The organism is Halomonas garicola (genome assembly GCF_055382465.1).
The window spans coordinates 2,083,225-2,107,750 of sequence record NZ_AP043931.1 but is presented as its reverse complement, the minus strand read 5'-3'; the positions used below and the strand labels follow the sequence as shown (position 1 = coordinate 2,107,750).

The following is a 24,526-nucleotide window of genomic DNA, read 5'->3' as shown; positions in this document are numbered from 1 at the left end:
CTTATTTCAGCAGCGCTTCCAGGTCGTCGATGAGCGCTGCGTCGGAGTCCGTGTCTCGGGTGAGAAAGGCCGGCTCGCCGTCCCGGCCAAAGGCCATCACCGCGCTTGAGTGCGTCACCGCATAGTCGCCGTCGGCATCCTTGTCGCCGTAGCTGTAGTGCACCCGGTAGCGGTTGGTCACGGCGTCGATCTGCTCTTTGCTCCCCGTAAGCCCCACAAACCGGGGGTGGAAGGCGTCGGTATAGGCTTCAAGCACCTCAGGCGTGTCCCGGGCCGGATCCACCGAGACGAACAGCACCTGCACCTGGTCGCGCTCCTCGGCGTCCAGCTGGCGGATCACCGAGGCCAGCCGGGCCAGAGTGACCGGGCAGACGTCGGGGCAGTGGGTATAGCCGAAAAACACCAGCGCCGGCTTGCCCGCATAGTCGCTTTCGTCCACGGTCCGGCCGTTTTCATCGGTCAGGGTAAAATCCAGCGGCGGCAAGCGGTCGGAGATATCGGCGGTGCGCCATTCACGGGCCTCTTCGCAGCCGGCCACTGTGATGAGTACCGCCAGGGCGGCAAGCCCGAACAGAAGTCGCTTTAACATCAGCGCTCTGCCGGTGAGACTACGTCAAAGGTCACGCTCAGCGGGTCGCGATGCTGGAATTCAAGCTCGACGGCGACGCTGTCGCCCACGGCGAGATCAGCGCTTCGCTGCATGAACATCAGGTGGTGGCCCCTGGGGGCGAAGGTGAAAGCGTCATCCGGCGCCACCTCGACGGCGTCAACCGCGTGCATGTCGGCCATGCCGTCCTCTTCGGTGCTGACGTGCAGCATCACCTTGTCGAAGGCCTCGCTCGCCGCACCGGTGAGGGCGACAGGGGCGTCGCCGTTGTTGTGCAGGGTGAAGTAGCCGGCGCCGGGAAGGTCGCCGGGAAGCAGCCGCAGTTTGGCGTCGGTGGCTTCAAGCTCGGCGGCGGCAGCGCTGCCGGCAGCCAGCAGCAAGACGCCCAGCAGCAGGGTGGGCAGGCGGTGGGTAAACGAAAGCGCGGGCATGGCATGGCTCCTGTGTCATGGGCGGAAAACGTGTCATGGGACGAAAAAGGCTAGCGGGTATCCCGGCAGATGGCCGAGAGATCGCAGTGGGAGGTAAACGCACGGGTGCTGACATCGCGCACCACCCGGTGGTTGACCGTATCGTAGAAAAACGACGCGTAGCCGCCCTCGCCGTCCAACGGGCGGTAGGAGCCGCAGACGCCGTAGCCGTATTGGACCTCCTGGAGGTTGCGCAGCTCGAAGACGCTGGCGGCGGTCTGCTCGGCCAGGGCCTGCTGAATGTCAGCTTCGACGCCGTTGGCGGATACCGCCTCGCCGCCGAATATCAGCGCGCCAAGCGCCACGCTTACCACAACCGGCAGGGCGAGGACCAGCCAAAAAGAGCGAGAAGTTGTCATGGATCAAGTTTATGCCGATCGCCTATGGCGAGCAACGCCGTGCGACATTATGGCGCTCGACTCCCGGAGCGAGCGAATCTGCCGTCTTGGCCGAACGCGATATTCGACACCCGGCGGTTGTGCTTCTAATCTGAAAAGCGAAGCAGGGCGCTGACCGGAGCGGGCGGCCGCACGCTGCGGGCTTTTTCTACTGCCTTGTTTCCCCTTCCCTTTCTCTACCACAAGGATAACAACGATGGAGAAACTGGCGCGCAGGCTTGGACTGAGGACGGACCCCGTTATCTTTTTTGTGGCAGCGGGCATCATGGTGGTGTTTTTGATCACGCTGCTGCTGATTCCCGAAACGATTGAGGAGGCATTCGGCGCCGGGCGCCTGTGGATTGTGACCAACCTGGGCTGGTTTTTCATTTTCGGCGTGACCAGCTGGGTAGTGTTTCTGCTCTGGGTGGCCATGAGCCGCTACGGCGCCATTCGCCTGGGCGGCAACGACGCCAAGCCCGACTACGGCAACGTGTCCTGGTTTACCATGCTGTTTGCCGGCGGGATCGGCACCGTGCTGATGTTCTGGGGCGTGGCCGAGCCGATATCGCACTTTTCCAACCCGCCGCACCCGGACGTGGACGCCTTTACCGTGGAGGCCGCCGACGACGCCATCGGCTTTGCCATCTACCACCTGGGGCTGCATACCTGGGCGATTTTTACCCTGCCCGGCCTGGCCTTTGCCTACTTCATTTACCGCTATGATCTGCCCATGCGCTACAGCTCGGTGTTCTACCCGCTGATCGGGGATCGCATCTACGGCCCGCTGGGCAAGACGTTGGACGTTTTTGCGGTACTGGGCACGCTGTTCGGGGTGGCGGTGTCCATTGGCCTGGGCACCCAGCAGATCAACGCCGGCCTTAGCGAGCTGTTCGGTATTCCCAACGCCGTCGCGCCCAAGGTCATCATCATCGCGCTGCTGACAGCGGTTGCCGTCGGGTCGATCGTTGCCGGGCTGGACGCGGGGATCAAGCGGCTCTCCAATATCAATATCGGCATGGCCGTGGGGCTGATGTTTTTCGTGCTGTTTACCGGCTCCACGGTATTTTTGCTGCGCGCCACCATCGAGACGTTCGGTCTCTATATGGCCAACATCGTGCCCATGGCATTCTGGAACGACACCCTGGCCCAGTACCAGCAGCAAAACGGCGGTTGGGGCTGGCAGGGCAACTGGACGGTCTTCTACTGGGCATGGACGGTGACCTGGTCGCCGTTTATCGGCATTTTCGTGGCGCGGATCTCCCGCGGGCGCACTATTCGCGAATTCGTTCTCGGGGTGCTGTTTGCGCCGTCGGTTTTTACCCTGGTGTGGTTCTCGATTTTTGGCTGGTCGGCCATGGAGATCGACGGCATCGGCGCCGACGCTCGCGCAGCCCTGGGCGAGCAGGCCGGCGCGCTGTCCGCCGCGGTGGAAGAGAGCATACCGCTGGCCATGTTCGCCTTCTTCGAGCACTTCCCCTTTGCCACCGTTATCAAGGGGCTGGCGGTGCTGATCGTGGCTATCTTTTTTGCCACCTCGTCGGACTCGGCGTCGCTGGTGGTTGACATGCTGTGCACCGGCACGCCGGACCCGGGCCCCGTACGCCAGCGCCTGTTCTGGGGGATTTCCGAGGGGGTGCTCGCGGCCATGCTTATCGTGCTGGCCGGGGAAACCGGGCTTTTAGCGCTGCAGCAGGTGATTACGGTGATCGGTCTGCCCATTTTCATTCTGGCGTTCATCATGATGATCGGGCTGTTCCGCGGTCTGCGCCAGGAGGATATCCAGAAAGCCAGCGTAGGCGAGCCGCCGCGTACCGAGGATTTGTAAAAAAACGCCCGGTTTCTTGCCGCCGATCAAGGTGATGGCGATTGGCGGCCTGCCGGAGGGCAACGCCGCTTGACCCCGGGGCAGCCCGCAGGTTGTATGCTCTATCGAACGCCGGCAGGCCGCGAACCGTGGCGTCAAAGCGCCGGGCTAATGAACGCACCTGAATGCATCAACACGGAGAACGCCATGCGCCGCGTATTCACCCCGCTACTGCTGGCCGGCCTGACCTCACTGAGCGCCACCGCCGCCCAGGCCGCGCTACCGGAAACCGCCACGCTGTATAAGAACCCGCAGTGCATGTGCTGCGACGGCTACGCCCGCCATCTTGAAGAGCACGGCGTCGATGTCACCGTGGTAAGCGACAGGGACATGAATGAGGTCAAGACGCAAGCCGGCGTGCCCTACGGCAAAGGCTCCTGCCATACGATCAAGGCCGGCGACTACTGGATTGAAGGCCACGTGCCCATGGCCGCGCTGGAGGCCTTTTTCGAGGAGGCGCCGGCAACTGCCGGTATCGGCCTGGCCGGCATGCCCAGCGGCACGCCGGGGATGCCGGGCGCCAAAACTGAGCCGTACAACGTCTACACCTTCAGCGAACATGAAGCGACGCCCTACATGACGCTTTAAGCCGAACGCAAACGGCGCAACGCGCCCCCGATGGCTGCCATCGGGGGCGCGTTGCTATGCAGGCTTGGTCAATCAGGCCCCGGTATCGCCGGCGCCTCGCGTGGCGCCGGCGATCAGAGCGGCAGGGCGCTACCAGAGAAGCGTAATCAGCAGGTAGACCAGCAGGGTGACGACGGCGGTGCCCGCCAGGTTGAGGGCGAAGCCGGCGCGGATCATGGACTGGATCCTCATGTGCCCGGTGGCAAACACGATGGCGTTGGGCGGCGTGGCCACCGGCATCATGAATGCGCAGCTGGCGGCAATGGCGGCCGGCACCGTAATCAGCAGTATTTCGTGGTTGATGGACACCGCCAGGGCTCCCAGCAGGGGCAGAAAGGCCGCGGCCGTTGCGGTGTTGGAGGTAACCTCGGTCAGGAAGATAATGACCAGCACCACGGCGGCAATCAGCGCAAGCAGCGGCACCGTGCTCAGCAGGGCAAGCTGCTCGGCGATCCAGTCGGCGAGCTCCGACTGGGTGATGGCCCCGGCCAGCGCCAGGCCGCCGCCAAAGAGCAGCAGCACGCCCCACGGCAGCTTTTCCGCTTCCGGCCAGCTGAGCAGGCGCTGGCCGTTCTGCTGGCCGCTGGGAATCAGGAACAGCGCAATGCCGGCGGCAATGGCAATGCCGGTATCCGAGAGCCAGTCGAGGCCGGCGTTGTTAAGGAGCGGACGGCAGATCCAGGCCAGCGCGGCCAGCACGAAGACGCAGCCCACGCGCTTTTCTGCCCGGCTCATGCGGCCCAGGCGCGCCAGCTCCTGGCGGATCATGGCGCCGCTGTCCTCGCCGGTGTTGATGTTGAAACCGCCGCGGCTAAGCCACAGCCAGGCCAATGCCATCATGGAAAGGCTGACGGGGACGCCGACCAGCATCCACTGGGCAAAGCCGATGTCGATGTTCTGCTCGTTGAGCAGATAGCCTGCCAGCAGCGCGTTGGGCGGCGTGCCGATCAGAGTGGCGATACCGCCGATGCTAGCGGAGTAGGCGATGGCCAGCAGCAGCGCGGTGGCGTAGCGCGCAAGCTCTTTGGGGTCGCTGTCATCGAGCAGGGTGATCACCGACATGCCGATGGGCAGCATCATGATCGACGTTGCGGTGTTGGAGACCCACATGCTCAAAAAGCCAGTCGCCAGCATAAAGCCGGCAATCTGGCGCCGGGGCTGGGCGCCGACGAGGCGCAGTACCAGCAGGGCAATGCGCCGATGCAAGTCCCAGCGCTGCATGGCGATGCCGATCAGAAAGCCGCCCAGGAACAAGAAGATGATGGGGTTGGCGTAGCTGGCTGAGGTTGCCTTGACGGTGTCGATCCCGAACGCCGGCACCAGCACCAGGGGCAGCAGCGACGTGGCCGGAATCGGGATGGCCTCGGTGGACCACCAGGTCGCCATCAGCAGGGCAATGCCCAGGCACGACCAGGCGGCCTCCGACATGCCGGCCGGGGCCGGCAAAATCCATGTTATCAGCAGCCACAATGGCCCCAGAATCAGGCCGATACGTGCAGCAGTGCCTGAACCGGAAGCGTTTTCGTGCGCTTCTTCATGCTCTCCCATGTTGTGTCTCCCGGAGTGTCTTGCGGCTGCCCGAGGCGAACGTCGCTGGCCGGCTCAGTGGGGCCGGCGCACACGCAGGGCAGCGAGTTTCTGTTCGCCGCGCTCAAGGGCGCGAGTGATGGCGGCGCTGCTTTTACGCGCAATAGGCGTACACAGCACCCAGGGTAGCAGCAGCACGATGGACAGCGAACCGACGAGCACGTCGCTTAGCCAGTGCGCACCTGCCATGACCCGGGGCACCACCGCACAGGCTACCAGCAGCAGACTGGCAATGCGCGTGGCACGGTCGCCGAAGGCGAGCATAAAGGCGGCAAATATCATCGCCATGATGCCGTGATCGCCGGGGAAGCTGTTGCCGGCCTGATCCTTGGTGGCAAAGTGCACGAGCTGCGAAAGCAGGTTGGCGTCGTCGAATACCTTCGTCGGGCTGGGGTGGGAGTAGGTAATCAGGTTGCGCACCAGCTCGTTCATCAGCCCGGCGGTGATCAGCATGGTTACGCCGATGCCGAACCAGCGCCGATACCCACCTCGCCTGTCGCGGTAGCTGGCGCTGACCATGATCGCCAGCATGGCGAACATGATGACCATGTCAAACTTGCGGTTGTTGAGCGCGGCAAGAAGCATGGTCCAGCGCGGGTTGTCGACGCTGATGGTGTGATTGAAAAACCAGAAAACGGCGTCGTCAAGGTAGGCCCAGACGGTAAACGACGGTAGCGCCCAGCTGAGCAGCAGGGCAGCGCCGAGGGCATTGAGGATCAGGATTCGGCGAGCGGGCATGGCTGTCTCCGAGGCGCAACGGATAAAAAATCCCGCCGGCTTCCAAAGCAGGAGGTTAGCAACGGGAGATAGCTATTCTCCCGTTAAAAACACCGTTTTAAAACCGGCGGGCGTTACTTTATCAGCTTAGCGGTTAGTCCGCTAACTTTAACCCTCGGGAAAGCCGCGGCGGCGCCTTGCCCGGGGCTTATTCCTCGTCTTCCTCATCGCTTTGCGGCGCTTCGCTGCCCTGGTGGCCAAGGGGCCGGGCGTTATCCAGCCGCGGGTGGTTATCCAAAAAGGCGCGGTCGAGGTCGGGCATTTTGTCCAGCGCCTGAATGGTATGGGTCAGGGCGTGGACGGCGGCGAGCACGTCGCCGGTGTTGCCGGTTTCCGAGATGGTGTGCATGTTGCGGATGGGAAAGCCGATGGAGGTTGCCGCGCAGTCGACGCTTGCCAGCACCCCGGCCATGCCGTCGGTGCCGGTATCCACGCCGACGATGTCGCGCTGCAGCGGAATGTCGTGTTCGCCGGCGGCCTGGGCAATCACGCGGTTGAGCTGTTCGCTGGCGATCGAGCCCACCGACATGGTGAAGCCCTTGCCCATTTCCAGCGGCTGCATGCGCTTGTCGCCGATGCCCGGCGCGGCCACATAGTCGTGGTTGACGTCAACGCCGATCAGCGCGTCGGGCTTGAGCTCGCCGGCCAGCACCCGGCTGCCGAAGCGGCCGATTTCCTCGTAGCTGGCGATGGCGAACATCACCCGCACCTGCTCGGTACCGCCGGCCTCGGCGATCAGCCTTGCCACTTCGGCCGTAGCAAAGCAGCCCAGGCCGTTATCCAGGTAGGCGCCGTAGAAGGTGTCCGGGCTGAAGCCTTCGCGGATCGGGCGGTTGAAGATGATCGAATCGCCCGGGCGTACGCCGAGGTTTTCCACCTGCTGCTTCTTGTTGTCGCCGTGGATCTGCAGGTCGAGATAGATCTGTTCTTTCTTGATGCCCTTGTCGCCGGTGCGCTGGGCCGGATCGGAAAAGTGGATGGCGCCCAGCGCTTCCACCGTGCCGCCCTCCAGGCAGCGGTATTCGCCGGGTTTTTCCGGGTCTTCGCTGAACAGCTTGACCTCGTGGCCGATGAGCACCGTGGGCAAGAACGAGTCGGTGTTGATCCAGACCTTGCCGTCCTCGCCGATGGAGCGCACCTGCATGCGGATCTTGTCGGCGTGGCCGATGAGCATCAGCTTGAACATGTCGTCGCGCCCGGGGTGGGTATCGAGCACCACGCCGGCGTTGCCCTTGAACTGATGCAGGTGCCAGCCGTTGGGTGCAAAGCTTTCGAAGTGTGGCTTGAGCACGCCGTAGGTCATGGCGGCTTCCAGACCCACGGGGCTGGGGGCGGCGAGGATGTCGCGCATCAGGGAAAACTGCGCGTCGGGCATGGGCTGTTTCCAGGGGGCTTGGGTCTGACTCATGGTGACTCCTTATTCCGGGTGAGTCCGGATGGGCGCGCCGGCGGTGCCGGCCGTTGTATGGCAGATGCTGTATGGCAAGTATGGCATGACCTGCCAAGCCTCATCTGTGATAACAGATGGGGGCGTAAAAGGCAGAACCCAAGGCGGGGCAGGTGGTGGGCCATAGGCGGGGCGCTACGGGTGGGGTAAAATCGCCTACAATACGGCGCACAGGCCATGGCCGGGAAACGGACGCAAATAACGGAGTATCCATGACGACGTCACAACAACCACGCGCGCAGTGGCTGGGCCGCTGGGGCTTTCTACTCGCGGCCACCGGCTCGGCGGTGGGGCTGGGGAACATCTGGAAATTTCCCTATATTACCGGTGAATTCGGCGGTGGCGCTTTTGTGCTGGTCTATCTGGTGTGCATATTCGCCGTGGGCGTGCCGGTGATGATGACCGAGATTGCCCTTGGGCGGCGCGGGCGCGGCAGTCCCGTGGATGCCATCCGCCGCGTGGTGAACGAGTCCGGGAGCGGCTCGGTGTGGGCGCTGGTGGGCTGGATGGGCATGCTTTGCGGCTTCATGGTGCTGTCGTTTTACGTGGTGGTGGCCGGCTGGTCGTTCGCCTACGTGTGGAAGATGCTCACCGGCGGCATCAGCGGCTCAAGCGTGGACGACATGGTGGCGGTATTTACCGCCAACAACCAGAATCCGCTCAGCCTCGGGTTCTGGAGTACGCTGGTGACCGTGGCCACCATGTTCATCGTCGGCAAGGGCGTCCAGAAAGGCATCGAAAGAAGCGTCGGCTGGATGATGCCGGGGCTGGTGCTGATGCTGCTGGTGCTGATTGTTTACGGGCTGTTTTCCGGCGGTTTCGGTGAGGCGGTGCGCTTTCTGTTTGCCTTTGACGCCGGCAGCCTGTCAAGTGCAGGGATGCTGGCGGCGCTGGGGCACGCCTTTTTTACCCTGTCGCTTGCCTCCGGCGCGATTCTGACCTACGGCAGCTACCTGCCCAAAAGCGCCTCTATCGGGCGCACCGCCATCGGTGTGGCCATTGCCGATACCATTGTGGCGCTGATGGCGGGGCTGGCCATTTTCCCGGCGATTTTCGCCAACGGCATGGACCCGGGCGAAGGCCCGGGGCTGATCTTCATGAGCCTGCCGCTGGCGTTTCAGTCGATGCCTTTTGGCACCCTGTTCGGGGTGCTGTTCTTTATCATGCTGTCCATGGCCGCGCTGACGTCGTCGATCTCGATGATCGAGGCCACGCTCTCCTGGCTGTGCGACAATAAGGGGCTGTCGCGCCCCCAGGCCGCCTGGAGCGCGGGTATCGCGCTGTGGCTGGTCAGCACCCTTGCCATGCTGTCGTTTAACGTCGGCGCCGACTGGACGCTTCTGGGCAGAAACTTCTTTGACTGGCTCGACTATCTGACGTCGCGCTTTTTGATGCCGCTGGGCGGGCTTGGCATGGTAGTGCTGGCGGGATTTGTGCTCAAAAGCCAAACGTTTCGCGACGAGCTTTCGCTGCCGCCGGCACTCTATGCCGCCTGGCTTTTTATGGTGCGCTACGTAAGCCCCTTGGGCATCGTGGTGATCTTTATCAACGCGCTGGGGCTTTATCAGGTATCGCTTGCCGCGGACTGGCCGTGGCTGCTGGGCATTCTGGTGGCCATGGTGGTGGCCGGCGAGGCGTTGAGCCCAAGGCTTGGCCGGGCGCCGGCAGCGCGCTAGCGCAAAAGCCAGGCGGCCACCGCCAACGCGGCAATCACGGCGATGAAAAAGACCCGGTTGCGGGCGGCGGTATCGCGGCGTGGCTTCATGACGAGCTCCTTGAGGATGGATGACAATGAACAGCACGATGGTGCAAGACAGTGCCGGCATGGTAGACGCTGGCGCGGCGGACGTCACTTCGCTTTCGCTGGCCGAGGGTCGGGTGGCGGCGCTTGCCTGGGGGCGCGAGCAGGCGCCGGTGTGGCTGGCGCTGCACGGCTGGCTGGATAACGCCGCGAGCTTCTCGCGCCTGGGGCCGCTGCTCGCCGAGAGGCTGGATATACGCCTGGTGGCGCTGGATTTTCGTGGCCACGGCCTGTCCGCCGCCAATGAAGGCGCCACCGACGACTACGCCCTCTGGGACTACGGCCACGACGTGCTCGACGCTATGGACACCCTGGGGCTCGACGACGCCGTGCTGGTCGGACACTCCATGGGCGCGGCGGTGGCCTGTCTGCTGGCCGCCGCGCTGCCCGAAAGGGTGCGCCGGCTGGTGCTGATCGACGGTTTGGGGATGCTCTCCACCGCCGCCGAAGATACCGCCTCCCAGCTGCGCCGCGGTTTTCTTGCCCACCGCATGCGCGCGTCGCGCATGCCCGGCTATGCGGACGTGGAAAGCGCCGTTGCCGCCCGGGTGGCCGGCGGCGTCACGCCCATCGACGCCGATACCGCCGCGCCGCTGGTCGAGCGCAACAGCCGCCGGCTGGAAGACGGGCGTGTGACCCTGCGTACTGACAGCCGGCTGCTCAAGCCCTCGCCGGTGCGCTTTACCCCGGCCCAGGTGCTGGCGCTGCTGGCCGATATTCGCTGCCCGGTGCAGCTGGTGGAGGGCGATGAGGGCATTCTCGGCGAGCGCGCCTTTGCGGCAAAGGCCCGGGGAGCGGTGCCTGACCTCACCCGCCATGTGGTGCCCGGCGGGCATCATCTGCATCTGGAACGCGACCGCGTTGACGCCGTGGCCGACGCGGTCGTCAACGGCTGCCCGGTCGGCAAGGCGGTGAGCTAAGGCGTCATGAGCGAACAAGCGAAGGCCAGCCGGTGCAAGGTGGCGCTGGTGCTGGGCAGCGGCGGGGCCCGGGGCTATGCCCACATCGGCGTGATCGACGCCCTGGAAGCCCGGGGGTTTGAGATCGTCTCCATCGCCGGCTGCTCGATGGGGGCGCTGGTCGGCGGCATCTACGCCGCGGGCAAGCTGCCCGAGTATCGCAAGTGGGTGAGCCAGCTGGACTACCTGGACGTGCTGCGGCTGGTGGACGTGACCTGGAGCCCCATGGGTGCCATGCGCGCCGACAAGGTAATGGACAAGCTGGACGCCATGATCCACGGCATCCGCCTGGAAGAGCTGCCGATTCCGGTGACCACGGTGGCCACCGACCTGATACGCCAGCGCGAGGTGTGGTTTCAGAACGGCCCGCTGCTTCGCGCCATTCGCGCCTCCATTGCCGTGCCCGGGGTGATTACGCCGGTGAACCTGGGCGATCAGGTGCTGGTGGACGGCGGCCTGCTCAATCCGCTGCCGCTGATGCCGGTGCTGGCCGCCCACGAAGCGGATATCGTGGTGGCGGTCAACGCCACGGCCCATAGCGCCCGGGCGGTCACGCTCGAAGAGATGCTGCCGGAAAGACCCGCCGAGCGGGTGGTGGACATGAGCGAAAATGCCCAGGTGGTCAGCCGCTGGGTGGGCGAGGTGCGCGCAGCGACCCGCCGCCTGTGGCAGGGGCTTGGCAGCCTCGGCGGCGAGAGGAGCGACGACGATGCCGAGGCGCGGGGCAAGCGCGAATGGGGCAAGCTGGACATGATCCTTGAATCCTTCGACATTACCCAGGCCGCGCTTGCCAAGTACAAGATTGCCGGCTACCCGCCCGACGTGCTGATCGACGTGCCCAAGACCGTGTGCAGCGCCTACGAGTTTCACCGCGCGGAGGATCTGATCCGGCTGGGACGCCACCTGGGCGACGACGCCCTGAAGCATCATCTAAGCAGCGACGCCCGCGCGCAGCTGCCCTGCGCCGACGACCCGCCGGTCGGCGGCGACTAGCCGCGGCCGGGCTTTTTCAGCAGCACGTAAAGGGCGCCGGTGCCGCCGTCGGCGTCCGTCGCCGAGCAGAACGCCAGCACGCCGGGCCACTCTCGCAGCCAGGCGTTGGTGTGGCTTTTGAGTACGGGAAAGTCCGCGGTGGCGCCCCAGGCCTTGCCGTGAACCACGATCACGCAGCGCAGCCCCCGGGCAGAGGCGTCGCGCAGGAAGCTTTCAAGCTCCAGGCGGGCCTCTTCCAGGGTATAGCCGTGCAGATCAAGCCCCGCCTGCCAGGCCGTCCGGCCGCGCTTCAGCTGGCTCAGGGTGCGCCAGGGCAGGTCCGGCAGCGAGAATTCCAGATATTCCGAGGGGCGCACGGCCTCGACCCGGCCGTCCGAGGTGCGCCCGGTGGCGTTCAGCGTCTGGCTCTCGACCGCTGCCTTGCGCCGCGCCGCCTTGTCGGCAATCGCCGGTTTGGGTTTGCCGGTATCCGCGCGGTTGGTGTTCAGGCGTCGCACCCCGGCGGCTTCGAGCGCCTGGCGAAAGGCGTTGAAGTCATCGTCATGAGGCGGGTCGTCGTCGGGCAGGTGGCGGCGGCGGTTCATGGCAGGCTCGGCGTCCAAAGGGCAAATCGCAGGAAAATGTCTCGCAAGGGGCACAGTATAGCGTGACAGGCGCCGCTGTGAACCGGCCGGCGCGAAAGGTACAATCAACGCTTTGCCGCGCGCTAATGCTATCGCCATCTTGACCGCCCGAGGAGTCATCGTGACCCGCCTGCCCTCTGCTGCCCGCCATACGCCCCGCTTCGCCTCGACGCTTGCCCAGTCCGACGCCGCGCTTGCCGCCGGGCTGCCCCGGCTGCGCGACTGCGTGCGCTGGGTGACCAGTGAGTTTCATCTGGCCGGGCTCTACTACGGCCACGGTACGGACTCCGCCTGGGACGAAGCCGTGGCGCTGACGCTTGGCGCGCTGCATCTGCCCTGGGACGTGGACCCGGCGGTGCTCGACGCCACGCTACTGCCCGTGGAGCGAGCGCGCATCGTGGCGCTGGCACGCAAGCGAATCACCCGCCGCGAGCCGCTGGCCTATCTGCTGGGCGAGGCGTTTTTCGCCGGCCTGGCGTTCAACGTCGACGAGCGCGTGCTGATCCCGCGCTCGCCGATTGCCGAGCTCATCGAAGACGGTTTCAGCGCCTTTTTTGGCGACGAGCCGCCGGCCCGGGTACTGGACCTGTGTACCGGCTCGGGCTGCATCGGCATCGCCACCGCGCAGTATCTGCCGACCTGCGAAGTAACGCTGACCGATCTCAGCCGGGAAGCGCTGGCGGTGGCGAAGGAAAACATCACCCGCCACGACGTCGGCGACCGGGTTCGCGCGGTGGAAGCCGACGTCTTTGACGGCCTGGCCGGGCAGCGCTTCGAGCTGATCGTCGCCAACCCGCCCTACGTCGATGCCTGGGATCTGGCCACCATGCCGGCGGAGTTTCGCCACGAGCCTGCGCTTGCGCTGGGGGCAGGCCGCGACGGCCTGGACATCGTTCGGCGCATGCTGCGCGAGGCGCGCGGCTATCTGACCGACGACGGCTGGCTGATCGTGGAAGTCGGCAACTCTGATCGCCACCTGGAAGCGGCCTTTCCCGACGTGCCCTTCATGTGGCTGGAATTCGAGCGCGGCGGGCAGGGCGTGTTTGCGCTCTCCGCCGCTGAACTCGACGCCCGTGCGGCGTCTTTCGCGTGAGGACATAACGCCCATGTCAGGCAATACCTTTGGCAAACTGTTTACCGTGACCACCTTCGGCGAAAGCCACGGCGAGGCCCTTGGCGCCATTATCGACGGCTGCCCGCCGGGGACACCGCTGTGCGAGGAGGATTTGCAGCGCGACCTTGACCGCCGCCGGCCGGGCAGCTCGCGCCATACCACCCAGCGCCGGGAAGCCGACCGGGTGCGGATCCTTTCCGGCGTGTTCGAAGGCGAAACCACCGGCACGCCCATCGGCCTTTTGATCGAAAACACCGACCAGCGCTCAAAGGACTACTCGAAGATCAAGGACCAGTTCCGTCCGGCCCACGCCGACTACACCTATCACCACAAGTACGGCCGCCGGGACTACCGCGGCGGCGGACGCTCAAGCGCCCGGGAAACCGCCATGCGCGTGGCCGCCGGCGCCATCGCCAAGAAATACCTGGCCGCCCGGGGCGTGGTGATCCGCGGCTACATGAGCAGGCTTGGGCCGCTGGAGATTGCCTTCAACGACTGGGACGCCGTGGAGCAGAACGCGTTTTTCTGCCCCGATGCCGAGCGCGTGCCCGAGCTTGAGGCGTTTATGGATCAGCTGCGCCGGGATCAGGATTCCGCGGGCGCGGAAATTACCGTGATCGCCGAAGGCGTGCCGGTGGGCCTGGGCGAGCCGGTGTTTGACCGCCTGGATGCCGACATCGCCCACGCCCTGATGGGCATCAACGCGGTGAAGGGGGTCGAAATCGGCGCGGGATTTGCGGCGGTCAGCCAGCGCGGCAGCGAACACCGCGATGAAATGACTCCGGGCGACGGCTTTTTGACCAACAACGCCGGCGGCGTGCTGGGCGGTATTTCCAGCGGCCAGCCGGTGGTGGCCCGGCTGGCGCTGAAGCCCACCTCCAGCATTACCACCCCCGGGCGCTCGGTGAACGTCCAGGGCGAGGCCGTCGAGGTGGTGACCAAGGGCCGCCACGACCCCTGCGTGGGCATCCGCGCCACGCCCATTGCCGAGGCCATGCTGGCGCTTGTGCTGATGGATCACTGGCTGCGTCAGCGCGGCCAGAACGGCGAGGTGGGCTAGCGCCGCGAGCTGTCCGGACCGGCGGGCGCCCGACGCCGGCGCACAAGGCCCGGTATCACCAGCGCGCCGGCCAGCAGCCAGGCCGGCCAGCTGCCGAGCCGGGTAAAGGGCGTAAGCCCTTCCATGGCGTAAAATTCGCCGGTGAGGCTGGCGGTTTCAAACTGTGGCGCCCGGGCTTCGACCTTGCCCTGAGGGTTGATGATGGCGGTAATGCCGTTGCTGGTAGCGCGCAGCACGTAGCGGCCGTTTTCCCGGGCGCGCAGCCGCGCCATCTGCAGGTGCTGGTGGGGGCCGATGGAGCCGCCGAACCAGGTGTCGTTGGAGACGGTAATCAGCGCGTCGCTGTGCCGGGCGCGCTCGGCGACCAGCTGGGGATAGATGATTTCGTAGCAGATGGCGTTGCCCAGCGCCGTCCCCGCGGCGCGCATGGGCGCCTGCTCGCTGGCGCCGGAGGCAAAGGTCGACATCGGCAGGTCAAAAAAGTCGATGGTGCCGCGTAGCACGCTTTCCAGCGGCAGGTATTCGCCAAAGGGGACCAGGTGTTCTTTCTGGTAGCTGCCCTTAACGTCGCCCACCCCGACCACGCTGTTGAAGTACTGCCCGGCCTCGTTGCGCTGGACGATGCCGGTCATCAGCGCGGTATCCGGCGCCAGGTTGGCCTGCACCCGGGAAAGCACGGCCCGGGCGTCGCCCTCGGCCATGGGCAGCGCGGTTTCCGGCCACAGGATCAGATCGACGTCATCCTCGACTTGCCGGGTCAGCCTGGCGTAGGTGTTGGCGGCTTCGCGCTGGCCTTCGGCCGTCCACTTGGTCAGCTGGGAAAGGTTGCCCTGAAGAAGGGCAACCCGGGTGGGCTCGGCGTCGGCCCGGTGCGTCCACTGGCCGGGCAGGGCGAGCGGCACAAGCCAGATGGCGGCAAGGGGCGCTACCGCCCAGACGCGGCGGTAGAGCGCGAGCTCGGCCAGCAGAGTGCCGCTGAGAGCGACCAGCAGCGAGAGGAGGTAAACCCCGCCCACCGGGGCAAAGCCTGCAAGCGGCGAGTCCACGTGGCTTGAGCCCAGCAGCAGCCAGGGAAAGCCGGTAAACAGGTAGGTGCGCAGCACCTCGCCCAGCACCCAGATGCCGGCAAAGCTTAAAAACGCCAGCCGCGGCGTGAAAAACCGCCGGTAAAGCCACAGCGTCGCGGCAAAGAACAGCGCCAGCACGGCGACGAACAGCGCGGTGAGAAACACCGCCAGCGGCACGCCGGTATAGCCGTAGTCGTGGATCGAGACGTAGACCCAGGACGTGCCGCTGGCAAAGAGTCCCACGCCGTAGAGCCACCCCTTGAGCGCCGCCTGGAAAGGCGTCAGGCGGTAGAGGCCGGTGTACACCAGCGCGATGGCCACGGGGGCCAGCCACCAGAGGTAAAACGGCGAAGCGGTCAGGGTGGTGAACACGCCGGCGATCAGCGCAGCCACAAGCTGGCCGTAAAGGGCCAGCGGGTGACGGCTAACAAGGGGGTCCTTCATCAAGCGGTATCCTGTGCAAACGCCGGTCAGGCGTCGGGAGAGGCGGGGGTATCGCCCGGGTCGGGCGCGACTTCGATCAGGCGGATGCGGCGGTTGTCGGCGTTGAGCACGGTAAAGCAGTAGCCGCCAATGCAGGTCTGTTCGCCGCGCCGGGGCAGGTGGCCGAACTGCTGCATCACCAGTCCGCCCAGGGTATCGAACTCGTCGTCGCTGAAGCCGGTGTCAAAGCGCGCGTTGAAGTCGTCGATGGGGGTCAGCGCGCGCACCGCAAAGCGGCCGTCGTCGAGCGGGCGGATATCGTCGTCTTCGTCGGTGTCGTGCTCGTCCTCGATATCGCCGACGATCTGCTCAAGAATATCCTCGATGGTGATGATGCCGGCGGTGCCGCCGTATTCGTCGACGACCACGGCCATGTGGTTGTGGGTGTCGCGAAACTCCTTGAGCAGGCTGTTCAGCCGTTTGGACTCGGGCACGAACATGGCCGGGCGCAGCACCTCGTCGAGCTTGAAGGTGTCGCGCTGCTGCTGGGGGCGCGAGAGCAGCGGCAGCAGATCCTTGGCCAGCAGCACCCCCTTGACGTCGTCGAGGTTGTCGCCGATGACCGGGTAGCGCGAATGGCCGGTTTCCTCGATCAGCGGCAGATAGCCCTCTACCGGCTGGTCGAGGGTGATGGCCACCACCCGGGAGCGCGGAATGAGTATTTCGCGCACCTGCTGGTCGCTGATATGCAGGGCGCCTTCGATGATCGTCAGGGCGTCCTGGTCCAGCTTGAGCCGCCCTGCGGTATCGCGCAGGAAAGCCATCAGCTCGTCGCGTGAATGCAGGTCGTCGCCGTCTCCGGAAAAGGCGCCAAAGAGCTTGCCCATCCAGTTTTTGGACGTTGACGTGCTCGATCGGTCGTCGCTCATGCGCGGGTTCCCTTGTGGTATCGCGTTGGATGATATCGCACGGGGGCCGTGCGACAGGGGCGATGGCATGACGTCAGCCGGCGGCGTAGGGGTCGGCAATACCGAACCCTGCGAGTATCTCGCGCTCCAGCTGCTCCATGACGTCGGCTTCATCGTCGTCAACATGATCATACCCCAGCAGGTGCAGGGTGCCATGTACCACCATATGGGCATAGTGATCGGCGAGCGCCTTGCGCTGGGCGTGCGCTTCGTCGGCTACCACGGCGTGGCAGATGACCAGATCCCCCAAGAGCCCCAGATGAATCCCGGGCGGCGCCTCGAACGGAAACGAGAGCACGTTGGTGGGCTTGTCCCGGCCGCGGTAGTCGCGGTTGAGCGACTGACTTTCCTCCGCCGTGACAAAGCGCACGGTGAGCTCGTTGCCGGGGCTGTCCGGGTGGTGCGCCAGCACGCCGCCGGCCCAGCGCGCAAGGGCCGGCTGGCCGGGAAGCGCGGCGTCTGCGGGGGCCGTGACCGCGACCTGGCGGTCGATGACGGCGCCGGGCGAGGGGACACTGCGTTGGGGCTGGCTCATAAGGAGCCGTCGCGGGCCCGGAGGCGTTCCTCGCGCTCCTGCTTGCGCTGTTCGTGGCGCCTGCGCTCCTCGGCTTCTTCCCGGGACTCGAACTCGTCGTAGGCCTCGATAATGCGCTGTACCAGCGGGTGGCGGACGACGTCCTTGGCGGCAAAGTGGGTGGTGCCGATGCCGGGGGTTTCCTTGAGCACGTCGAGCACCTGAATCAGCCCCGAGCGCTGGCCCTTGGGCAGGTCGACCTGGGTCACGTCGCCGGTGATCACCGCGGTGGAGCCAAAGCCGATCCGGGTGAGGAACATCTTCATCTGCTCGGGCGTGGTGTTCTGACTTTCATCCAGAATGATGTAGGCGTTGTTCAGCGTGCGCCCGCGCATGTAGGCCAGCGGCGCGATCTCGATGATCTGGCGCTCGATGAGCTTGGCGACCTGCTCAAAGCCGATCATCTCGTAGAGCGCGTCGTACAGCGGGCGCAGGTAGGGGTCGATCTTCTGGGCGAGATCGCCCGGTAGAAAGCCGAGTTTTTCCCCGGCTTCCACCGCCGGGCGCACCAGCAGAATGCGGCGCACTTCCTGCTGGTTGAGCGCTTCCACCGCGGCGGCTACGGCAAGATAGGTCTTGCCCGTACCCGCCGGGCCGATGCCGAAGTTGATGTCGTGTTCGCGCACGCTTGCGACGTAGCGCTGCTGATTGGCGCCGCGCGGCTTGATCACGGTGCGCGGCGTGCGGATCACGACGTCATCGTCGGGATCGCCGGCGTCTTCTTCTGCCAGCGCCTCGAGGCCGGATTCCTGCAGGAACAGGTGCACCGTATCGGCTTCCAGCTCGTGAGAGGCGGTCTCGCGATAGAGGTGCTCGAGCACGTTGGCCGCCGCCTTGATGCGGTTGGCGGCACCGGCCAGCTGAAAGACGTTGCCGCGATTGCGCAGGGTGATGTCCAGGCGGCTTTCGATCAGCTTCAGATGCTCATCCTGCTGGCCGCAAAGGCTCGCGAGCCGCTGGGGATCGTTGGGTTCGAGGCTTAGGGTGATGATGCGGTTGGCCTGAGATGATGGCTGGCTCAAGAGAGGAAAACCCGTCGGTTGTTAAATGTGACCCCAGCTTACTGCCCCGAACGGTGTCGGGGCAATTATGCCGGGGCAGGGGAGGCGCGAGGCCGGATCAGTAGCGTTCGGGTGAGGCCAGCTCGCCGCGCAGCGAGTTGGGCAGCGCCTCGACGACGTCGACGTCGACGAAATAGCCGATCAGCTCGGTGGGGTTGGCGGCGCGGAAGTTGACCACGCGGTTGTTCTCGGTGCGCCCGGAGAGCTCGCCGGGGTCCTTGGGCGAAAAGCCCGACACCAGAATCCGCTGGGTGGTGCCGACCATCCGCCGGCTGATCTGGCCGGCCTGCTGCAGAATGCGCTGCTGGAGAATGGCCAGGCGTTCCTTCTTCACGCTTTCCGGCGTTTCGTCCGGTAGGGAGGCGGCAGGGGTGCCCGGGCGAGCGGAGTAGACAAAGCTGAAGGAGTGATCAAAGCCGATGCGCCCGATCAGCTCCATGGTGTCGGTGAAGTCCTGCTCGGTTTCGCCGGGAAAGCCGATGATGAAGTCCGAAGAGAAGCTGATATCCGGGCGGTTGGCGCGGATGCGCTCCATCTTGTCGATGTACTCTTCCGCGGTATGCCCGCGCTTCATGGCGGCAAGGATGTTGTTGGCGCCGGACTGCACCGGCAGGTGCAGGTGGCTCACCAGCTCGGGAATCTCGGCAAACGCCTCGATCAGGCTGTCGCTGAATTCCACCGGGTGCGAGGTGGTGAAGCGGATGCGGTCGATGCCGTCGATGGCTGCCACGCTTGCGATCAGCTCGGCCAGGTCGATTTCATCGCCCAGGTCATCTTCACCGCGGTAGGCGTTGACGTTCTGGCCCAGCAGGTTGATTTCGCGCACGCCCTGGTCGGCCAGGTGCATGACTTCGTCGATGACCGCATCGAACGGACGCGAGACTTCTTCGCCCCGGGTGTAGGGCACCACGCAGAAGCTGCAGTACTTGGAGCAGCCTTCCATGATCGAGACAAAGGCCGTGGCGCCGTCGGCGTGGGGCTTGGGCAGGTGATCGAACTTCTCGATTTCGGGAAAGGTGACGTCCACCGCGGCGATCTGGTTGTCGCGGTGCTTGTCGAGCATGCCGGGCACCCGGTGCAGGGTCTGGGGGCCGAATACCATGTCGACCTGGGGGGCGCGCTTGCGCAGGGCCTCGCCTTCCTGGCTGGCCACGCAGCCGCCTACGCCAATCACCAGATTGGGATTGGCCTGCTTGAGTTTTTTCCAGCGTCCCAGCTGGTGAAACACCTTTTCCTGGGCCTTTTCCCGGATCGAGCAGGTATTGAGCAAAATGACGTCGGCATCCTGCTCGCTGTCGGTGAGCTCAAGCTGGTGCGACTCGCCGAGCATGTCCGCCATGCGCGCCGAGTCGTACTCGTTCATTTGGCAGCCGTGCGTTTTGATGAAAAGCTTCTTCGCCATCGGTACCTGTGATCTATGGGTCGTCAAGGGACGAGGATGAATGGTGGCGCGGCGCCGCCGCGTTTTGTGCCTGGGCACATTATACGGATACGGGCGGGGCTCTGCTAGCATCCGGCAAAACCGTACTTGACTCGCCGTGCGTGACGGGTATACTACGCAGCGTGTTTCAGCGGATCCCCGATAGCTCAGCCGGTAGAGCAAATGACTGTTAATCATTGGGTCGCAGGTTCGAATCCTGCTCGGGGAGCCAGACACATCGCACGCGCTGCACGATTCCCCGATAGCTCAGCCGGTAGAGCAAATGACTGTTAATCATTGGGTCGCAGGTTCGAATCCTGCTCGGGGAGCCAGCCACCGCGGTATTCAATCGATCCCCTTCGATTGCGAAGTTAACTACTCTGTCTTCTGTTACATCGTCGTCTCCTGACCACGGTTTTTCGCGTGTCTGTTTACTTTCTTCTCCCCGTTTTGCGTCGCACGCTGACGTTACCTGTCTGGTCGTCCCTATCAGCGATTAGCCCGATCGGCCAAGATTAACCTTGGCATTCCTGAGTATGTGTAGAGGCATCCGGGTAGGGTGAGACCAATTCTTCCAGATCATTTGTGTCCCTTGCCTGTGACACTTTCATGGCGGGTTCTTCTCTGCCTTTTTTCTGTGTCTTTCTCCGTGTTGGCGTTATCGATGCCGCCGCTGTAGAGGCCGTCGGGTATGACGGCGTCTTCTTTGAACTTTATTTCCAGTTCGCGCAGGCGCAGCGATGAAGGCATATAGTCGGCCTCGACTTTATTGCCGTGCCGGTCGAAGCCTTTGGCTTCGTAGCAGCCGTCATCAACCTTGATACGGCGCACTTCCCAGCCTTTATCTTCGAGCTGTTGGCGCAAGGCATCGCGCGGTTGCCAATCGGCTACCGGATCCTTGCAGCCATGGCTTGCCTGGACGATGTTCGCGATGAGCAGTGCGCAAAGCGTCGCGGTTGTTTGCCATAGAGTTTTCATGGTTATGATCCTCTGGGGCTGAGACATACGGTTACTGTAGCCTGCTATCCTGACAGCAGTCTGACACGGCGCCGGGGAATTTGAGGCTCGGACGGGCCGTCTCGTTCAGCTAGGGTGTGTTAACAATCATTAGTTTCGTTTAAACTGATTTAGTATTCATAGATTTTGGTGGGCCATGAGTCGGTTGAAGTTACGCGATGATCAGTGGGAGCGAATCGAGCACCTGCTCCCCGGCAAAGCCTCAGACTGTGGGGTAACTGCCAAGGACAATCGCCTGTTCGTGGAAGCCGTGCTCTGGATCGCTCGGACCGGCGCCCCGTGGCGTGATCTTCCCGAATCTTTTGGGCGCTGGCACACCGTCTACATGCGGTATAACCGTTGGTCACGAAAGGGCGTTTGGCAGCGTATTTTTGACACAGTAGCCGACGATCCCGATCTAGAGCAGCTGATGATCGACGGTAGCATCGTCAGGGTGCACCAGCATGGAGCGTCAAAAAAAACACGCAAGACGTCGAAGCCATGGGCAAATCTCGAGGCGGATTGAGCACCAAAATTCATGCCGCAGTCGATGCGTTAGGTAACCCAGTACGATTGGTTCTCACACCGGGCCAGGCGTCGGAGTATGGTGCTGCTCCCGCTCTACTGGAAGGTTTTTCCCCGCAAGCGGTGCTGGGCGACAAGGGGTATGACTCCACTGCTCTGCGGGACATGATTCAGGCCGCAGGTGCCGAGCCGGTGATTCCTCCGAAAAAGAATCGTTTGGCGCGCATTGAAGTAGACTGGCACTGTTACCAAGATCGCAATCTGGTGGAGAGGTTCTTTCAGAAAATCAAGAAGTTCCGGCGGTTATCTACACGCTATGAGCGACTGGCAAGAAACTACCAGTCACTCCTCTGCCTCGTGTCAGCCGCCATATGGCTGGCCTAATTGTTAACGACCCCTAGTCGTCAGGTCGATCCGTTAGGCTTAGCGTACCGCTGATGTTAGAAGGATGTGGGAGATGCGCATATTACTGCTCGAGGACGCCTCCGCGCTAGGCGAAGTCGTGCGCGATCAGATAGCCGAAGAAGGCCACGCGGTGGACTGGATGCAAACGCTTGGCGAGGCCCAGGCATGCCTTGCGACCACCGCTTACAACCTGCTGCTGCTCGACCTTCTGCTGCCCGATGGAAACGGGCTCGATTTGTTAAAGCATTGCCGTCGTGCCGGCAACACGACGCCGGTGATTATTCTGACAGCGCGGGATCAGATTTCCGATCGTATCGCCGGCTTGAATGCCGGCGCGGATGATTACCTTGTCAAACCCTTCGACCTGTCGGAATTGTCGGCACGGATCGCTGCCGTGGCGCGGCGTTATGCGGGTAACCCGAACCCCCTGATTACAGTGGGCGAACTGGAGGTCGATCTGGTCAACCATTCGCTACGTCGTGGCGGGCATGACATTGAGCTGACCGCCCGGGAGTGGGCGCTGTTTGAGGCATTCATGCAACGCCCTGAGGCACTGCTATCCCGCTCCCAACTCGAAGATTGTTTATATGCCTTTGGTGCCGAGATCGAGAGCAACACTATCGAGGTCCATATCAGCCGTCTGCGCAAGAAACTGGGGCGTGACGTTATCGAGACGGTGCGTGGTATGGGTTACCGGCTGGGGCAGGCGTGAGACGCGCTACGAGTTTGCAGCGTCGTCTGGGGGTTGGCCTGACGCTGGGGACCACGCTGCTCTGGCTGTTTGTTGCTGTGGTAACGGCACTGATCGTTGAGGATACGCTGAACAAGACGCTCGATAGCGTCCTTGAAGAAGCAGCACAACGCCTCCTGTCGCTTGCCGTTGTTGAAATATTTAATCGCGAAGATTCCGATCTGCTTCAGCAGGTGGCGGCGCTGCACCCCCACGAGGAATACATCACCTACCTGGTGCGTGGAATGGACGGTGCCCCCTTGCTGGTGTCCCACGACATTGACCTCTCGGTCTTTCCCGAAACGCCTCAAACGGGACTGCGTAGTACCGCAACGCATCGGCTTTACGGTATCTCTGCGGTCAGCGATACCTTTTTTATTGAGGTGGCCGAGCCGTTGGCCTCACGCCGTCAGGCAAAATGGCAAACGATTGGCATGCTGTTCCTGCCGTTGGCGGGTCTGATTCCCCTGAGTTTGATCGGCATCTGGTGGTTTGTACGCCGTAGTCTACGCGGGGTGCTTGAGTATCGGACGATGCTCGAAGTCCGCGGCGCCGGCGACCTGTCGCCGGTGAGAGGCGAAAACTTGCCGGCCGAAATAGTGCCGATCGGTGAGGCAGTTAATCAGCTGTTAGAGCGTCTACGTCGAACGTTGGAGGCGGAACGCAGCTTTACCGCCAATAGCGCTCACGAGCTGCGTACGCCCCTGGCCGCGACCCTGGCTCAGGTGCAGCGCCTGCGCCGGGAAGCGCCCGATGGGCCGATACAGGATCGGACGGAGCGAATTGAGGCCTCGCTGCGCGAGCTTTCGCGGCTGTCGGAGAAACTGATGCAGCTGGCCAAAGCGGAGAGCGGAGGGCTATTGGTCGAGAGTCCCGAGAATATCCTGCCGATTGTTACCCACCTCGTCGATGATTTTCAGCGCGCCACCGAAACGCCTCTGATGCTGTCGTTACCTAACGAAGCGTGTGTCATGTCATCGATTGATCCGGACGTGCTGGCCATCCTGCTGCGTAATCTGATTGAAAACGCCCTGAAGCACGGGCAGAAAGATCGGCCCGTCGAGGTCTGCGTGTTGGGGAATGGCCTGTTGCGCGTGATCAATGCGGGACCGGTAGTACCTGTGGAAGATCTCAACCGGCTGACGGATCGCTTTCAGCGGGCGAATACCCCCGCGGCAGGGTCCGGCCTGGGGCTTGCTATTGCCCATGCGATCGCCGTCGGGGCCGGTGCCACTTTGACCCTGGCTTCTCCTGCGTCGGGCAGGGTAGACGGGTTCGAGGCAAGCTTACGGCTCCCACACTGAGGCTGGGGTGTCCAGCTCGCCGGCGGGAATACGCACACCCTGGATGTGCCGAATATTGCCGAGATGGCGTCATGTCTTAAGCCTTCTGTCAGGTTGGATTGCGACCATAACGCCATGTCAATTTGGCATGGTTTGAAAAAAGCGATCACGACCTATAGGAGGGGAAAATGACTTATCATGACACACAGGGGCGTTACGGCGTCATCAGTCGTCTATTTCACTGGATAATGGCACTGTTTATCATTATTCAGTTCATGGCACTCGGTGGTTACATCAACGATGGAGAGCACTGGGTTGGTAACACGATCGTTCCTTGGCACGTAGATGTCGGTTTGCTACTGCTTGTTCTTGTGCCGCTCAGAATCATCTGGAGGCTAAGCCAGCAACAACAGCATGCCAAACCACAGGGCCAGGGTGTCATGGCATTGCTGGCTAAGGGTGGGCATCTGCTGCTCTACCTGTGCATGGTGTTGATTCCGGTAACAGGTGTTTTGCTCATGGTGGGAGGCGGTCACGGCCTTGGAGTTTTTGGCATCGAACTTGTTGCCCAGAGCGAGCAGGAAATCCCCTGGGCCGTCGCATTAGGCGAATGGCACGCTCAGATTTCCTGGCTGTTCGTCGCGCTGGTACTCGGTCATCTGGGGGCGGCGCTGTATCATCACTTCGTCAAACACGACGATACCCTTGTGCGTATGACGATAAAGCGCTTGGGGAATAGTTAACTATGTGCTCTTGATCGAGCGG

The 24,526-nt window shown here is 63.5% G+C and carries 24 protein-coding genes and 2 tRNA genes; 13 read left to right on the top strand and 13 right to left on the bottom strand.

The window, feature by feature from the left end:
* Position 1: 1 nt before the first annotated feature.
* From ACZ46Y_RS10195 to ACZ46Y_RS10185, 3 genes are read right to left on the bottom strand one after another with little or no spacing between them, the layout of a single operon-like run.
* The gene (locus tag ACZ46Y_RS10195; protein ID WP_311954600.1) at positions 2-589 is read right to left on the bottom strand and encodes an SCO family protein; all 588 of its coding nucleotides are present in this window, start codon (positions 587-589) and stop codon (positions 2-4) included.
* Positions 589-1,038, bottom strand: a complete 450-nt coding sequence (locus ACZ46Y_RS10190) for a copper chaperone PCu(A)C (protein ID WP_311954602.1) — start codon at positions 1,036-1,038, stop codon at positions 589-591. Before ACZ46Y_RS10190 ends, ACZ46Y_RS10195 begins: the two co-directional genes overlap by 1 nt.
* A gap of 50 nt (positions 1,039-1,088) precedes the next feature.
* Positions 1,089-1,436 carry a hypothetical protein gene (locus ACZ46Y_RS10185; RefSeq protein WP_311954605.1) on the bottom strand — a complete coding sequence of 116 codons (348 nt, stop codon included), beginning with the start codon at positions 1,434-1,436 and terminating at the stop codon, positions 1,089-1,091.
* 235 nt (positions 1,437-1,671) lie between these two features.
* On the opposite strand from ACZ46Y_RS10185, the gene ACZ46Y_RS10180 reads away from it, so the two are divergent.
* Together ACZ46Y_RS10180 and ACZ46Y_RS10175 are read left to right on the top strand one after the other, a co-directional pair.
* On the top strand, positions 1,672-3,282 hold the full coding sequence (locus tag ACZ46Y_RS10180) for a BCCT family transporter (protein ID WP_311954607.1): 1,611 nt from the start codon (positions 1,672-1,674) through the stop codon (positions 3,280-3,282).
* Between the two features lie 150 nt (positions 3,283-3,432).
* Positions 3,433-3,909, top strand: coding sequence for a DUF411 domain-containing protein (locus ACZ46Y_RS10175; protein ID WP_311954610.1), 477 nt, complete (start codon positions 3,433-3,435; stop codon positions 3,907-3,909).
* 129 nt (positions 3,910-4,038) lie between these two features.
* Here the strand turns inward: ACZ46Y_RS10175 and ACZ46Y_RS10170 are convergent, their stop codons facing one another.
* The 3 genes from ACZ46Y_RS10170 to ACZ46Y_RS10160 form a co-directional block, all read right to left on the bottom strand.
* A complete protein-coding gene (locus ACZ46Y_RS10170; RefSeq protein ID WP_311954613.1) occupies positions 4,039-5,496 on the bottom strand; it encodes an SLC13 family permease in 1,458 nt (485 codons plus the stop codon).
* A 54-nt stretch (positions 5,497-5,550) separates the two neighbouring features.
* Positions 5,551-6,273 carry a phosphatase PAP2 family protein gene (locus tag ACZ46Y_RS10165; RefSeq protein ID WP_311954617.1) on the bottom strand — a complete coding sequence of 241 codons (723 nt, stop codon included), beginning with the start codon at positions 6,271-6,273 and terminating at the stop codon, positions 5,551-5,553.
* 187 nt (positions 6,274-6,460) lie between these two features.
* Positions 6,461-7,720 (bottom strand): M20/M25/M40 family metallo-hydrolase, encoded by a 1,260-nt coding sequence (locus tag ACZ46Y_RS10160; protein WP_311954620.1) that lies wholly within the window; start codon positions 7,718-7,720, stop codon positions 6,461-6,463.
* A 251-nt stretch (positions 7,721-7,971) separates the two neighbouring features.
* On the opposite strand from ACZ46Y_RS10160, the gene ACZ46Y_RS10155 reads away from it, so the two are divergent.
* The 3 genes from ACZ46Y_RS10155 (at position 7,972) to ACZ46Y_RS10145 (ending at position 11,512) form a co-directional block, all read left to right on the top strand.
* Positions 7,972-9,435 carry a sodium-dependent transporter gene (locus tag ACZ46Y_RS10155; RefSeq protein WP_311954623.1) on the top strand — a complete coding sequence of 488 codons (1,464 nt, stop codon included), beginning with the start codon at positions 7,972-7,974 and terminating at the stop codon, positions 9,433-9,435.
* Between the two features lie 148 nt (positions 9,436-9,583).
* Positions 9,584-10,480, top strand: a complete 897-nt coding sequence (locus ACZ46Y_RS10150; protein WP_311954653.1) for an alpha/beta fold hydrolase — start codon at positions 9,584-9,586, stop codon at positions 10,478-10,480.
* 6 nt (positions 10,481-10,486) lie between these two features.
* Positions 10,487-11,512, top strand: a complete 1,026-nt coding sequence (locus tag ACZ46Y_RS10145; RefSeq protein ID WP_311954626.1) for a patatin-like phospholipase family protein — start codon at positions 10,487-10,489, stop codon at positions 11,510-11,512.
* Here ACZ46Y_RS10145 and ACZ46Y_RS10140 read toward each other — a convergent pair.
* Positions 11,509-12,096, bottom strand: a complete 588-nt coding sequence (locus ACZ46Y_RS10140; RefSeq protein WP_311954628.1) for a Smr/MutS family protein — start codon at positions 12,094-12,096, stop codon at positions 11,509-11,511. The two genes, ACZ46Y_RS10145 and ACZ46Y_RS10140, sit on opposite strands and share 4 nt — an antisense overlap.
* 169 nt (positions 12,097-12,265) lie before the next feature.
* Between ACZ46Y_RS10140 and prmB the strand changes: the two genes are divergently transcribed.
* Both prmB and aroC read left to right on the top strand, forming a co-directional pair.
* Complete coding sequence (prmB, locus tag ACZ46Y_RS10135) at positions 12,266-13,228, top strand: 50S ribosomal protein L3 N(5)-glutamine methyltransferase (RefSeq protein ID WP_311954656.1); 963 nt, start codon at positions 12,266-12,268, stop codon at positions 13,226-13,228.
* 13 nt (positions 13,229-13,241) lie between these two features.
* Complete coding sequence (gene aroC / locus ACZ46Y_RS10130) at positions 13,242-14,309, top strand: chorismate synthase (RefSeq protein WP_311954631.1); 1,068 nt, start codon at positions 13,242-13,244, stop codon at positions 14,307-14,309.
* Here the strand turns inward: aroC and lnt are convergent.
* The 5 genes from lnt to miaB form a co-directional block, all read right to left on the bottom strand.
* Positions 14,306-15,820: an apolipoprotein N-acyltransferase gene (lnt, locus tag ACZ46Y_RS10125; RefSeq protein WP_311954633.1), complete on the bottom strand. Its 1,515-nt coding sequence runs from the start codon at positions 15,818-15,820 to the stop codon at positions 14,306-14,308. The genes aroC and lnt overlap by 4 nt on opposite strands.
* 26 nt (positions 15,821-15,846) lie before the next feature.
* Entirely contained in the window at positions 15,847-16,728 is an 882-nt protein-coding gene (locus ACZ46Y_RS10120) for an HlyC/CorC family transporter (protein ID WP_311954636.1), read from the bottom strand.
* A gap of 73 nt (positions 16,729-16,801) precedes the next feature.
* Positions 16,802-17,302 carry an rRNA maturation RNase YbeY gene (gene ybeY / locus ACZ46Y_RS10115; RefSeq protein WP_311954639.1) on the bottom strand — a complete coding sequence of 167 codons (501 nt, stop codon included), beginning with the start codon at positions 17,300-17,302 and terminating at the stop codon, positions 16,802-16,804.
* Entirely contained in the window at positions 17,299-18,363 is a 1,065-nt protein-coding gene (locus tag ACZ46Y_RS10110; protein ID WP_311954643.1) for a PhoH family protein, read from the bottom strand. Before ACZ46Y_RS10110 ends, ybeY begins: the two co-directional genes overlap by 4 nt.
* 97 nt (positions 18,364-18,460) lie before the next feature.
* Positions 18,461-19,804, bottom strand: a complete 1,344-nt coding sequence (miaB, locus tag ACZ46Y_RS10105) for a tRNA (N6-isopentenyl adenosine(37)-C2)-methylthiotransferase MiaB (RefSeq protein ID WP_464380035.1) — start codon at positions 19,802-19,804, stop codon at positions 18,461-18,463.
* A gap of 174 nt (positions 19,805-19,978) precedes the next feature.
* Between miaB and ACZ46Y_RS10100 the strand changes: the two genes are divergently transcribed.
* Together ACZ46Y_RS10100 and ACZ46Y_RS10095 are read left to right on the top strand one after the other, a co-directional pair.
* Positions 19,979-20,054, top strand: a tRNA-Asn gene (locus ACZ46Y_RS10100).
* A gap of 24 nt (positions 20,055-20,078) precedes the next feature.
* A tRNA-Asn gene (locus ACZ46Y_RS10095) sits at positions 20,079-20,154 on the top strand.
* Positions 20,155-20,401: 247 nt separating this feature from the next.
* On the opposite strand, the gene ACZ46Y_RS10090 is transcribed toward ACZ46Y_RS10095, so the two are convergent.
* Positions 20,402-20,800, bottom strand: a complete 399-nt coding sequence (locus ACZ46Y_RS10090) for a PepSY domain-containing protein (RefSeq protein WP_311950635.1) — start codon at positions 20,798-20,800, stop codon at positions 20,402-20,404.
* A 175-nt stretch (positions 20,801-20,975) separates the two neighbouring features.
* Here ACZ46Y_RS10090 and ACZ46Y_RS10085 point away from each other — a divergent pair.
* The 4 genes from ACZ46Y_RS10085 to ACZ46Y_RS10070 all read left to right on the top strand — a co-directional run bounded on the left by ACZ46Y_RS10085 (position 20,976) and on the right by ACZ46Y_RS10070 (position 24,504).
* Positions 20,976-21,727, top strand: a protein-coding gene (locus tag ACZ46Y_RS10085) for an IS5 family transposase (RefSeq protein WP_407650535.1) whose coding sequence is annotated in 2 segments (ribosomal slippage) — positions 20,976-21,308 and positions 21,311-21,727 — 750 coding nt in all. Because the reading frame shifts where the segments join, the coding sequence is not laid out codon by codon here.
* Positions 21,728-21,800: 73 nt separating this feature from the next.
* Positions 21,801-22,460, top strand: a complete 660-nt coding sequence (locus ACZ46Y_RS10080) for a response regulator transcription factor (RefSeq protein WP_311957653.1) — start codon at positions 21,801-21,803, stop codon at positions 22,458-22,460.
* A gap of 14 nt (positions 22,461-22,474) precedes the next feature.
* A complete protein-coding gene (locus tag ACZ46Y_RS10075; protein WP_311957654.1) occupies positions 22,475-23,782 on the top strand; it encodes a sensor histidine kinase in 1,308 nt (435 codons plus the stop codon).
* Between the two features lie 167 nt (positions 23,783-23,949).
* Complete coding sequence (locus ACZ46Y_RS10070; protein WP_311957657.1) at positions 23,950-24,504, top strand: cytochrome b; 555 nt, start codon at positions 23,950-23,952, stop codon at positions 24,502-24,504.
* Positions 24,505-24,526: the final 22 nt, after the last annotated feature.

What these genes read in the sequence shown, in the direction of transcription:
- ACZ46Y_RS10140 (WP_311954628.1), bottom strand. Translation starts at nt 12,096, where the DNA reads ATGAACCGCCGCCGCCACCTGCCCGACGACGACCCGCCTCATGACGAT.
- aroC (WP_311954631.1), top strand. Translation starts at nt 13,242, where the DNA reads ATGTCAGGCAATACCTTTGGCAAACTGTTTACCGTGACCACCTTCGGC.
- ACZ46Y_RS10180 (WP_311954607.1), top strand. Translation starts at nt 1,672, where the DNA reads ATGGAGAAACTGGCGCGCAGGCTTGGACTGAGGACGGACCCCGTTATC.
- lnt (WP_311954633.1), bottom strand. Translation starts at nt 15,820, where the DNA reads ATGAAGGACCCCCTTGTTAGCCGTCACCCGCTGGCCCTTTACGGCCAG.
- ACZ46Y_RS10145 (WP_311954626.1), top strand. Translation starts at nt 10,487, where the DNA reads ATGAGCGAACAAGCGAAGGCCAGCCGGTGCAAGGTGGCGCTGGTGCTG.
- ACZ46Y_RS10195 (WP_311954600.1), bottom strand. Translation starts at nt 589, where the DNA reads ATGTTAAAGCGACTTCTGTTCGGGCTTGCCGCCCTGGCGGTACTCATC.
- ACZ46Y_RS10090 (WP_311950635.1), bottom strand. Translation starts at nt 20,800, where the DNA reads ATGAAAACTCTATGGCAAACAACCGCGACGCTTTGCGCACTGCTCATC.
- ACZ46Y_RS10185 (WP_311954605.1), bottom strand. Translation starts at nt 1,436, where the DNA reads ATGACAACTTCTCGCTCTTTTTGGCTGGTCCTCGCCCTGCCGGTTGTG.
- ACZ46Y_RS10070 (WP_311957657.1), top strand. Translation starts at nt 23,950, where the DNA reads ATGACTTATCATGACACACAGGGGCGTTACGGCGTCATCAGTCGTCTA.
- ACZ46Y_RS10160 (WP_311954620.1), bottom strand. Translation starts at nt 7,720, where the DNA reads ATGAGTCAGACCCAAGCCCCCTGGAAACAGCCCATGCCCGACGCGCAG.
- ACZ46Y_RS10165 (WP_311954617.1), bottom strand. Translation starts at nt 6,273, where the DNA reads ATGCCCGCTCGCCGAATCCTGATCCTCAATGCCCTCGGCGCTGCCCTG.
- ACZ46Y_RS10150 (WP_311954653.1), top strand. Translation starts at nt 9,584, where the DNA reads ATGGTAGACGCTGGCGCGGCGGACGTCACTTCGCTTTCGCTGGCCGAG.
- ybeY (WP_311954639.1), bottom strand. Translation starts at nt 17,302, where the DNA reads ATGAGCCAGCCCCAACGCAGTGTCCCCTCGCCCGGCGCCGTCATCGAC.
- ACZ46Y_RS10170 (WP_311954613.1), bottom strand. Translation starts at nt 5,496, where the DNA reads ATGGGAGAGCATGAAGAAGCGCACGAAAACGCTTCCGGTTCAGGCACT.
- ACZ46Y_RS10155 (WP_311954623.1), top strand. Translation starts at nt 7,972, where the DNA reads ATGACGACGTCACAACAACCACGCGCGCAGTGGCTGGGCCGCTGGGGC.
- ACZ46Y_RS10190 (WP_311954602.1), bottom strand. Translation starts at nt 1,038, where the DNA reads ATGCCCGCGCTTTCGTTTACCCACCGCCTGCCCACCCTGCTGCTGGGC.
- ACZ46Y_RS10175 (WP_311954610.1), top strand. Translation starts at nt 3,433, where the DNA reads ATGAACGCACCTGAATGCATCAACACGGAGAACGCCATGCGCCGCGTA.
- ACZ46Y_RS10080 (WP_311957653.1), top strand. Translation starts at nt 21,801, where the DNA reads ATGCGCATATTACTGCTCGAGGACGCCTCCGCGCTAGGCGAAGTCGTG.
- miaB (WP_464380035.1), bottom strand. Translation starts at nt 19,804, where the DNA reads ATGGCGAAGAAGCTTTTCATCAAAACGCACGGCTGCCAAATGAACGAG.
- ACZ46Y_RS10120 (WP_311954636.1), bottom strand. Translation starts at nt 16,728, where the DNA reads ATGAGCGACGACCGATCGAGCACGTCAACGTCCAAAAACTGGATGGGC.